A 10,575-nucleotide genomic window follows, 5' to 3' on the forward strand; every position below is an offset into this window, starting at 1 on the left:
CGCAGGCTTCGGCATCGATGCTGGCGCAGGCAACGGCAGCAGCGCTACCTGCTCAAGTGCCAGCATCGCAGCCGGACGCTCGCGCGTGGTGGCGTGCACGCGCACGTTGGCGACTTCTGCGAGCCACCGGCCGATACGCGCATTGGCGGCTTCGACGTCCAGCTTTAGCCCCGATTGCTTGAGCGTGGCCGCGAGCGGCACCACGAAGCTCTCCTTCAGGTAACGGTTGAAGCGTTCCACTTCCCCTTGGTCTTGGCCCGATAGGGTTGGCAGACCTTGGGCGTGAAGCCGTAGGTTTCGGCCAGAGAAAGCAGTTGGGTGTTCCATCGATGCTCGCCGTCGCCGAACGCATCTCGCTCGATAATCACCGACTTCGCGTTATCAAATAGCACCTGCTCGGGCGTGCCGCCGAAGTAGACGAACGCTTCGCGCAGGCACTCGCACAACGTCGCAGCGTCCTCCCCGGCGGTGAAGCGCACGAAGCTCGCACGGCTGTATCCGAGCGTCGCGACCAGCGCCAGCAGCGGCGCGCGGCCGCGACGGATGACCGTGAAGTCGGCTTGCATCTGCTTGCCCGGCGGCGTCTCGAACCGCACCACCGGCTCGGGCTCAGCACGCTTGTACGGTGCCAGGAACGTCTTGAGCTGGCTGATACCGCCTTCATAGCCGGCTTCCTGCAACTCCCGCAGCAGGACCGTTGCCGGAATCCAGTGCGGTCGTGCAGCGGCCACACGCTCAAGGAGATAGGCCGACACCTCAGCTTACCCATCAAAGGCCTGCTTTCCACAAATCTCCGTGCGTGTTCATGACCGCGCTGAACCTGGCACCAACCTACCCCGGAGGAGGCGAACTACAGATGCGCTGGTCGCGATATTAGGATCGTACGCAGGACTTTCCATCATGCTTCCCAGATCCAGCAGCACTTTTGCTCGACCTAGACTTAGAGCAAATTCCGAACACTACGAATACCAGGGCCACCCGCTCGCAGAAGGCTTCTTCAACAGACTGAAGAGCGAAACGAGTACGCATTTCACCATGCCGGCCTCCGAGATCGAAGCACCTCATGGTCCGAACGATACTAGTCCTACTGTGTCACTTAATCCATTTGCGACGAGCTGATACTGGCAGAATTGGATAGACAAGCTTCAGGCGCTTGCGATGAGGGAAGACATCGACGAACTTGACGCGCATTGGAATCGTCTGCGCCAGAGCCATAGCACGCCGATTGTCACGCCGCCATAACGGGTTACTGTTCGGGGGTCAGTGTTGCCCCTGTCGCGCAGAGCGTCGAGCCGATGGCCACGCGCATTAACCCACGCGCGAGTGCGAAGCACCCGTCACTCCACCAAAGTAATTCCGGATCAGGTAAAGATGCCACAGCAGACACACGCGCTTCTCCTCGACGCAGTCGCTCCTACGACGCTCGTGTGGTACGCGGCACTGATGCGTGATTAGATCCGGGCACCGGAACTGGGCTAGGCTAAAAATGGGCGCTACAAGGCCAGAACAGCCTGGCATTGACATGATTGGCGCGCTGCGACGTCTTGTGACTAGTCAAATGGATCAATTCAGATGGCGTTCGCTCGCGACCTCCAACGCTATAGACAGGGCTTTGACATGACCATCAAAAATATTGCCTCCGGCATAAATAGTCTTTATTTGATGTGGTCGCCGCTATTGCGGTATAAACCCGAGTGCTAAATTTTATTCGCGAAGAATTTCAGATCATCGAAAGTGGCAATTGACTATCCCTTACACGCAATCACTTTCACATCAAGATCTATTATAAAATTCATTATTTCATGCATAAGTGATTTATGGATGCCCCCCTACAACATAGAGGATTCGAGGCAATGAAGAAGAGCCTTTTCGTTCTTACGCTTGCGCTCGGCGCATCTTATCACGTGTCTGCTGCAACGTTCGAAGGCTGCCCGATGCGCGGCGAGATCAAGATGGCAGGGAGTGTGTACACCGCAACAGCCAGCGATAACGAGGGTATATGGCTAGGTATTGTGAAAGGGCCGGACGAAGGTAGTATCAAGGAATTTTCCTCGGCCACGTTTTATCCAGCGCAGCTTGATAATGCTGGCACCGGTCAATCAGCGTTAGTCAAGTGCTCCTACGAACTTTCCAGGGGGGGCTATGTGAATCTACAGTACATACCTAGGTCCCCGCTACCGGCTTTGGATTTGCGCGATCTGAATCAATGGCGCAGAAAAAATGGCCCGTACAACCCTGACTACTACGAGTGCACTGATCCGGCCGCTTGGCGTTGCAGGTTCGTTGTCGTTCGACCGTCTTGAGCAATCGGTGAAAGCTTGAGGAGCTTCCAGTGGAAGACGTGTTGGTGCAATCGCAGAAGCCGTGACGTCTAGCGTATCTCGCAGCACTGTCAACTTGTCGGCAGTAGCGTGGACTGCGCCGAAGAGTCAATCGCTAACAAGACAGTCAACGGATTTTGAGCCATGTCGGCGAATTCCCGCCACGCAGCGAATCGGGATGCGAGTTGTTTGCGATCCAGATTCATCCAACTCATTCAGCAACGTGACAATATCGTTAGAAATATTTAGGGAAGGTCTGCAAAAGTCCTGGCGTTGACGTCTCGGTGGACTATCCTGGGAGAATGCAGGTTTAAGGGGTACCTCGATGACGCAGCCTGGTCTTGGTCTGGATCTTTCAACGAAACGCACGCGCAAGCGGAAACTTCTCGATGAGATGAGGCGCGTTGTCCCATGGTCGAGGTCGATTGCGTTGATCGAACCGCACCATCCAAGGGGTAAGACTGGAAGGCCGCCGTTTCCTATTGCGACGATGGTGCAGATCCACTTCATGCAGCAGTGGTTTGGTCTGTCAGACCCGGTGATGGAAGAGGCGCTTTATCACGTGCCGCTGTATCGTGAATTTGCTGGGCTGGACGAGGGTATGACGCGTTTGCCGGACGAGAGCACGATTCTCCGGTTCCGTCACCCTCTCGAAACGCACGGCCTGGCTGCGCAGATGCTCACGCTGGTCAATGAGATCCTGAGCGAGAAAGGCTTGATGCTGAAGGTGGGGTCGGCGGTCGACGCTACCTTGATTTCCGAACCCACTTCGACGAAGAACGGCTCTGGTACACGGGACCCGGAAATGCACCAGACGAAGAAGGGAAATCAATGATACTTCGGGATGAAAGCGCACGTCGGCGTGGACGCAGAGTCGGGCCTGGTCCACACGGTCATCGGCACAGCCGCCAACGTTCATGACCTCAATGCGGCCGAAGCGCTGTTGCACGACCAGGAAATGGATGTGTACGCTGACGCCGGATATCAGGGTATCGCAAAGCGCTGCCAGGTAAGCGCGGTTCGCTGGCATGTCGCGATGCGACCAGGCAGGCGCAGACAACTGGACCTAACCGATCGGCTGGACGCGATATTCGATCAGATTGAACGCCTGAAGGCCGGCATCCGCGCCAAGGTTGAACATCCGTTCCGCGTCCTCAAACAGCAGTTTGGCTATACAAAGAGCCGGTACCGAGGGTTGATGAAGAACACCGCCCAGATCACGACACTATTTGCTCTGGGCAACCTGTGGATGGCACGCAAGGCTTTGTGGAACCCTTGAAACGCTCGCAGATTCAGGCCGCGAATCTCGGCAAACAGTGGTCGTCACGCTTCAAAAGCTAGACGACCAACCTGCCAGCAGACTCTCATGGCTGATACGACGCAAGTGGCAAACGGCCAACTCTCTGAAAACGAGTTGTGCAGACCTTCCTTAGATTAGCAGACCGTTGTGCAATATAAAGTATTTAACCGATGAAGAAAGGTATTTTTGTTTTTACGCTCGCGCTTGGCGCATCGTGTCATGTGTTGGCTGACACGGCCGAAAGCTGCCCGAGTGTCACCGCAATCGAAAAAAACGGGGACACGTACATGGCAATGACTAGCGATGGTGAGGGTACATGGTTGGGCATTGGGCTGGACGATGACGGTGGCATCACTATATTTAGCTCTGCCAAATTCCATCCAGCGATGGATAGTGGATCGCGAGCGGCAGTGAGCTGCTCATACGAGCTTGGTGACGGCGACTACGCAGATTTAGAATTCTTGCCGAGGCGTCCAGAACCGGACTTATCGGTGGACGTAAGCACGTGGCGTCAGAAACATGATCCTTACGGTCCTAGCTACTATGAATGCACTGCGCAGTCCGCGTTGGATTGTAGCTTCGATGTTATCCGACGGCCGTGAACAATCTGTGGAATCTGAAGGAAGGCTTCCGAGTGAGGCCTGTTGGCAGATTGCAGAGACTTCGACGCGTGAATCGCGGAAACCTGGCGCCCGCGCCGGCGGGGGGGGCAGATGACTGTTTTTAGTGCGGTTGTTCACTTCTGCCGACTCTTTGACGAATACATGCTTTACGCCAGCGAGTTCCGGCACTTCCGCTTTCGCCGTCGAATAATTTCACACCGAGTTCCTACGGCGTAGACGCCTTGCCTGTTCGCCAGATATTCGACCTCCGGTGCGGGCAGCGCTTAGAAGCCAAGGTTCCCACGGCGCATCAGCGTACTCAAGAATGCCTTGCGTCTTGAGCGCTTGCAGAAAAGTCTCGAGGAGCATGGAGTTCATATGGGCGTGCACCGAACAAAACGGTTGCGCACCTTTTCACTGACCAAACGAAGGTCTCGATACAACCTCACCTATCTGTCATGATTGAACCATGTCGAGGACTGGTTGCCCGCATCCAGCGCGACTCATCACGCGCGCGGTGTCACCAGCCCCCTGGACCTCGATAACGATTGTTTCGCCTCTCCGCTCTCGATCGGTCGCGGAGCTCGGTCCGGGGCATACTGGTAGTCGGCGATGCGTACCTCGCTATGAGGGGATCGGCATACCCATGCGCAAGCACTAGCAAACCCTGCAATCCCATCATAAACCGCGATATCAGTTTTATTGAATCCGATTTGCTTGCGTCGTAGCAGAAGCTCCGGCGACAATCGCATGCGCGTCGCACTTGGAAATGATCCGCCCACATTAGAAGCGTCCGGCAGGTATCCGGCTTATTTGCTCGCGACCGGTGGGATCAACACCATAGTGACGGACTCTTATACGGAGATATATCGTACCAAGGCTCAGCGATCTCTTCCGGGGCCGCGCATATTTTGCGGCAAATTCACTTTGAGGAATCATGGCAAAGCTCGTAAGCATTAACGCAATACCCCGAATGTCGTCCAAATTTGGGATTCCATACTCCATGCAACGTTACAGACGTCGCCGCGATCTCTTAAAGAGATCGCGGTCGAGTTAAGCGTTGACGGCAACATCGTCCCGCAACCGCCGTCTGTCCACGCCGCAGTCAAGCCCTTGCGCATTGCCTGACGAGGGGCCACGTGTCTAGGCCGCGCGCCAGCTTCGTTGAATTTTCGTAGGTCACAATGCAAACAATTCATTTAGGCAATCGCAAATTCCCAAGAGCCTTTGAATTGGCGGCCCTTTCCCTTGGCGTAGCGGTCACGATGATCCCGCTGTCCGCCCGAGCGGAGACCGACTGGGTCTCGACCCGCACCCAAGCGTTCCTCCTGTCGAACGCGCCGGCGCCGGCCGGAACTTATGCCCCGCAGAGCTACTCGCTGAACAGCCTCGGCAATCCGGCGCTGACCGATACGAATGTGACGCCGCTCGAACTGAGTCAGCCGCTGCACATTGCCATGGCCCTGAGGCACCGCAACGAGGAAACGCTCGACAGGTTCCTTCGCGACCTCAATCAGCCGGGTAGCCCCAGTTACCACAGGTACCTCACGCCGGCCGAGTTCAAGGCGCGTTTCTCGCCGACCGACGCTCAGGTCACGGCCGTAATCGCTCATCTGAAGGCGAACGGCTTCCTCAACGTCTCCGTGTCGGAGAACAACATGCTAATCTCCGCCGACGGCAACGCAAACAACGTGCAAAGCGCCTTCCAGACGAGCATCAAGCGCTTCAACTATAAAGGCAAGCCGGCCTATGGGAACGATTTGTCAGCCCGTGTCCCGTCATCGCTCGCCTCGAGCGTTGATTCGGTACTCGGCCTGCAGAATGCGGTCGTGCCGCACAGCATGCTCCAACGCTTCGCGCCGGAAGCGGTCATCGAACCGGACTCCATTGAGAAGAACACGACAGACGCGTCGAAGCTGGTTGGCCACGAGCCAACCGATTTCGCGAAGATCTATGACGCGAGCAGTCTGCCCGCCGCGACCAACACGACGGTGGGCATCATCGCCTGGGGCGACATGACTCAGACCATTGCCGACCTGAACACCTTCACGCAAAACGCACACCTGCCGAAGGTCAACACGGCGGTCGTCGAGGATGGATCGGGCATCCCGGTCCCCGACGCCGATATCGAGTTTGCTCTCGACAGCCAAGTCATCATCGGCACATCCGGAGGCGTCAAGGAGCTAATCTTCTATCCGGCCATGAGCGGTCCCGGCACCGACCGTGCCACCGACACAACGGTGAACGCTGCTTACAACAAAGCGGTGACTGATGATAAGGCGACCATCATCAATGTGTCCCTCGGGAACGACGAATATACGTCCTATAAAACCGGCGCGCTCGCCGCCGCCGATGCCGTGTTCAAGCAGGCTGTTGCGCAAGGACAGACCTTCTCAGTCGCTTCAGGCGATGCGGGCGTCTATGTTGGATCGTATTCGCCGCACGGAAACCAAGGGTACATCGGCACGTCCGACGGCGCCTCGATCACCACGATAAACGATCTGTCCAAATACAGCGTGCAGTATCCCGCGAGTTCGCTGTATGTCGTCGCAGTGGGCGGCACGATGCTCTCCACGACCCGCACCATGACGTGGGCCGGCGAAACCGTATGGAATGACGGCGCCGCGTACGCGGACTTAGACGGAACTGCGAAGCGGGTCGACAACGCGGTGCGCATCTGGGCGACGGGAGGGGGCAAGAGCGTGTACGAAGCCGCGCCCAGTTGGCAAACCGCGGCGCTCGGCAGTTCGGTGACGAAGCGTGTCCTGCCGGACGTAGCGTTCGATGCTGCGCGATCGACTGGCGCCTACATCATCTTCAACGGGCAGAAGATGAAGTCGCCAAGCGGCGGCACGAGCCTCGCGTCACCGATCCTCGTGGGCGGCTGGGCGCGGCTCGAATCGGCCACGAACAACAGCCTCAGCCTGCCAACGCCGGCGTTCTATGAGAATCTCCCGGGCAATACGGCGCTGCACCACGACGTGACAGCAGGCAACAACGGCTACCATGGCTACGGCTTCACTGCGACGTCAGGCTGGGACATGGCCACGGGCTTCGGCAGCTTGGACTTCGCGAAGATCAGCGCGGCAATCCCAAGTTGGCGCGCGCAGTAAGGTTCCGTCGCGTCAGCGGGGTCGAGCAAAGTCTTTCGAATCCCAATGTGTGACCTGCATGACGCCAAACACGAAGACACCGCGCACGAGGCAGTCCGCCGGTATTGGCAAGGTGTTTAAAGCGGCCGCGTTATGCGTTGGACGTGATTCTGATGTGCGCGCTGGTGCGTTGCGTACCAGCTGAGTTTACGTAATCTGGATTTGAAATGATGGACGAACGGAGTATTCAGGTCGATCCTCACGCGTGCACCACTGGATGCAAGCTCGTACGGTTGCTTCAAAAAAGAGTTTCGCGAATGCAAACACTCGATGGGCGGGAGCCGGCGCATGGACGAAACCTATGTGAAGGTCAAGGGCACAATGGATGTGCCTGCTCTTCGTCATCGGTAAGGCTGCTAACACGGTCGATTTCCTGTTGCGTGCCCATCGCTACAGGGTCGCCGTTCGACGTTGCTTCGAGAATGCGATTGCACGGAAAGGTGCGCCCGAAACGGCTGCCGTTAACAGAGGCGGCAGTCGATCTGGGTGCGCTCAAAGTGCTCAACGCCGGGCGGCCCACACCGATCAATGTCCGTCAGAACAGGGACCTGACAAAATCATCGAGCAGGAAGGACCATCGCGCCATCAGGCGCATCGTCGCACTGATGATTCGATCGAGTATTTCCGGTGCGTGCGCATCATCCGCTCCGGTCTCCACAACATGCACATGATCCGAAAAGGGCAAATCAGAGTTCGTTTGCGGGTGGCCATTGTGGCCGGAACTTTCTCTTCTACGAGCAGATACGCGCGACGGACTTCATTCGGGTCGAACAACACGGCGGCAACCAAATTCCATCAGCTTTGGCATTTGCGCATCAGGTAGGTCACGCGCCATGCCACCACGATAGCAAGGTCGGCGCGCTCAATCCGGCCGACGGCAGCCAGTTGAAGGTTTGACTCTGCAGCCGTCATTGGCAATGCCCAATTCTCCCTGATCCGGGAGCGCCCGAAAGGTGCGCTTCGCTGTTTTCTGGCCGTCCTTCCATCAAAATTATGCAAGGGCAAACCTGCCGTTTCTTCGCACCCACATTGAATTCTAACCAGAATCAAAAACATTTCGGATAACAAATCGTATGGCTTTATCTCGCGTCTTAACCGCATTGCTGCTGGCTGGACTGATCACGGGGACGACCGCACACGCACAGGTGACACTCAACTTCGTGAACGCCGATATCGACCAGGTCGCGAAGGCGATCGGCGCGGCCACCGGCAAGACGATCATTGTCGACCCACGCGTCACAGGTCAGTTGAACCTAGTATCGGAAAACGCAGTGCCTGAGGATCAAGCGCTGAAGACGTTGCAATCGGCGCTTCGCATGCAGGGCTTCGCACTCGTGCAGGATCATGGCGTGCTGAAAGTGGTGCCCGAGGCCGACGCCAAGCTGCAAGGCGTGCCGACCCACGTCGGCAAGGCGCCGACCGCGCGCGGCGACCAGGTCGTCACGCAGGTCTTCACGCTCAGGAACGAATCGGCTAATAACCTGCTGCCGGTGCTCCGTCCGCTGATCTCCCCGAACAACACGGTCGCGGCCTACCCCGCCAACAACACGATCGTCGTCACCGACTACGCCGACAACGTGCGGCGCATCGCCCAGATCATCGCGGGTGTCGATAGCGCGGCCGGCCAGGCGGTCGCAGTCGTGCCGCTGAAGAACGCGAACGCGATCGACATCGAGCAGCAGATGAACAAGATGCTCGATCCGGGCTCGATCGGCAGCACGGACGCGACGCTCAAGGTGTCGATCTCGTCCGATCCGCGCACCAATTCGCTGCTGATGCGCGCGTCGAACAACGCGCACCTCGCGGCGGCCAGGGAACTCGCGAAGCAGCTCGACACGCCGACCACGATGCCGGGCAACATCCACGTCGTGCCGCTGCGCAACGCCGACGCGACGAAACTCGCGCGCACGTTGCGCAGCATGCTTGGCAAGGGCGGCGAAGGCTCGTCGGGCGGCTCGAACGAGGCGAACTCGTTCAACCAGAACAGCAGCAGCGGTGGCGGTGGTCTGAACGCCAGCAATTCGGCGATCGTGCCGGGCACGCCGCCGCTGCCGTCGGGCGGCCTCGGCGGCGGCTCGATGAACTCGCCGATGGGCGGCGGCGCTTCGGGCTCGAGCAGTAATACCGGCGGCTTTCTCGGCGGCGACAAGGAAAAGAGCGAGGACCAGGGCGGCGGCATGATCACCGGCGATCCCGCGACCAACTCGCTGATCATTACCGCGCCCGAGCCGACGTACCGCAACTTGCGCGCGGTGATCGACCAGCTCGATGCGCGTCGCGCGCAGGTGTATATCGAGGCACTGATCGTCGAGCTCAACTCGGATACGAGCGGCAATCTCGGCATTCAGTGGCAGGTCGCGAACGGCAACCTGTTTGCCGGTACTAACCTCGCGGCGGGCACGGGCAACAGCATCATCAACCTGACGCCGGCCGCGGCCGCTGGCGCCGGAAAGGGTCTCGCCACGGCTCCCGCCTCGAACGCAGCGCCTGTCCAGCAAGGTCTGAACATCGGCTGGCTTCACAACATTTTCGGCGCGCAGGGTCTCGGCGCGCTGCTGCAAGCGCTGTCGCAGACCGCCGACGCGAACGTGCTGTCCACGCCGAACCTCATCACGCTCGACAACGAAGAAGCGGACATAATCGTCGGTACCAACGTGCCGGTCCAGACTGGTTCCTTCTCGAACCTGACGAGCGGCACTACGAGCACGGCGTTCAACACGATCAATCGCATCGACATCGGTCTGACGCTGCAGGTGAAGCCGCAGATCACCGACGGTGGCATCCTGAAGCTGCAGCTCCATACCGAAGTTTCGTCAATCCTAGACGGCACCAACAACGCGTCGACGAATCCGGCGGGGCCGGACTACAAGAAACGTTCGATTGACTCGACCGTGCTATGCGATAACGGCGAGATCATCGTGCTCGGCGGCCTGATGCAGGACAAATACCAGGTCAGCAACAGCAAGGTGCCGCTGCTTGGCGACATTCCGTGGCTGGGCCAGCTGTTCCGCTCCGAGCAGAAGACGCGCGGCAAGACTAACCTGATGGTGTTCCTGCGCCCGGTGATCCTGAGCGACCGCGACACCACGCAGGCCGTCACGGCGAACCGCTACGACTACATCCAGGGTGTGCAGGGCGCGTACCGTCAGGACAACAACATCATGAGGGATCGCGACGATCCGGTCGTGCCGCCGATGCCG

The 10,575-nt window shown here is 58.4% G+C and carries 4 protein-coding genes and 4 pseudogenes; 6 read left to right on the forward strand and 2 right to left on the reverse strand.

Annotation, left to right across the window (positions count from 1 at the left end; translation table 11 throughout):
- A pseudogene (gene istA / locus AB3X89_RS37800) lies at positions 1–746 on the reverse strand (IS21 family transposase); the annotation flags it as partial.
- Between the two features lie 1,107 nt (positions 747–1,853).
- Here istA and AB3X89_RS37805 point away from each other — a divergent pair.
- The 3 genes and pseudogenes from AB3X89_RS37805 (at position 1,854) to AB3X89_RS37815 (ending at position 4,223) form a co-directional block, all read left to right on the forward strand.
- Positions 1,854–2,303: a DUF3757 domain-containing protein gene (locus tag AB3X89_RS37805; protein WP_368587753.1), complete on the forward strand. Its 450-nt coding sequence runs from the start codon at positions 1,854–1,856 to the stop codon at positions 2,301–2,303.
- Positions 2,304–2,646: 343 nt separating this feature from the next.
- A pseudogene (locus AB3X89_RS37810) lies at positions 2,647–3,600 on the forward strand (IS5 family transposase).
- A 191-nt stretch (positions 3,601–3,791) separates the two neighbouring features.
- Positions 3,792–4,223 carry a DUF3757 domain-containing protein gene (locus AB3X89_RS37815; RefSeq protein WP_368587754.1) on the forward strand — a complete coding sequence of 144 codons (432 nt, stop codon included), beginning with the start codon at positions 3,792–3,794 and terminating at the stop codon, positions 4,221–4,223.
- Between the two features lie 105 nt (positions 4,224–4,328).
- Here the strand turns inward: AB3X89_RS37815 and AB3X89_RS37820 are convergent.
- Positions 4,329–4,436, reverse strand: a pseudogene (locus AB3X89_RS37820) (IS6 family transposase); the annotation flags it as partial.
- A gap of 971 nt (positions 4,437–5,407) precedes the next feature.
- Between AB3X89_RS37820 and AB3X89_RS37825 the strand changes: the two are divergent.
- From AB3X89_RS37825 to gspD, 3 genes and pseudogenes are all read left to right on the forward strand, one after another.
- Complete coding sequence (locus AB3X89_RS37825; RefSeq protein WP_368587755.1) at positions 5,408–7,336, forward strand: protease pro-enzyme activation domain-containing protein; 1,929 nt, start codon at positions 5,408–5,410, stop codon at positions 7,334–7,336.
- Between the two features lie 58 nt (positions 7,337–7,394).
- Positions 7,395–8,066, forward strand: a pseudogene (locus AB3X89_RS37830) (DDE-type integrase/transposase/recombinase); the annotation flags it as partial.
- Between the two features lie 382 nt (positions 8,067–8,448).
- The coding region (gene gspD / locus AB3X89_RS37835) for a type II secretion system secretin GspD (RefSeq protein ID WP_368587756.1) at positions 8,449–10,575 on the forward strand (2,127 nt) is incomplete at its 3' end.

This window comes from Paraburkholderia sp. BR14320 (assembly GCF_040948665.1).
In the GTDB taxonomy this organism is placed as follows: domain Bacteria; phylum Pseudomonadota; class Gammaproteobacteria; order Burkholderiales; family Burkholderiaceae; genus Paraburkholderia; species Paraburkholderia youngii.

What these genes read in the sequence shown, in the direction of transcription:
- AB3X89_RS37805 (WP_368587753.1), top strand. Translation starts at nt 1,854, where the DNA reads ATGAAGAAGAGCCTTTTCGTTCTTACGCTTGCGCTCGGCGCATCTTAT.
- AB3X89_RS37815 (WP_368587754.1), top strand. Translation starts at nt 3,792, where the DNA reads ATGAAGAAAGGTATTTTTGTTTTTACGCTCGCGCTTGGCGCATCGTGT.
- AB3X89_RS37825 (WP_368587755.1), top strand. Translation starts at nt 5,408, where the DNA reads ATGCAAACAATTCATTTAGGCAATCGCAAATTCCCAAGAGCCTTTGAA.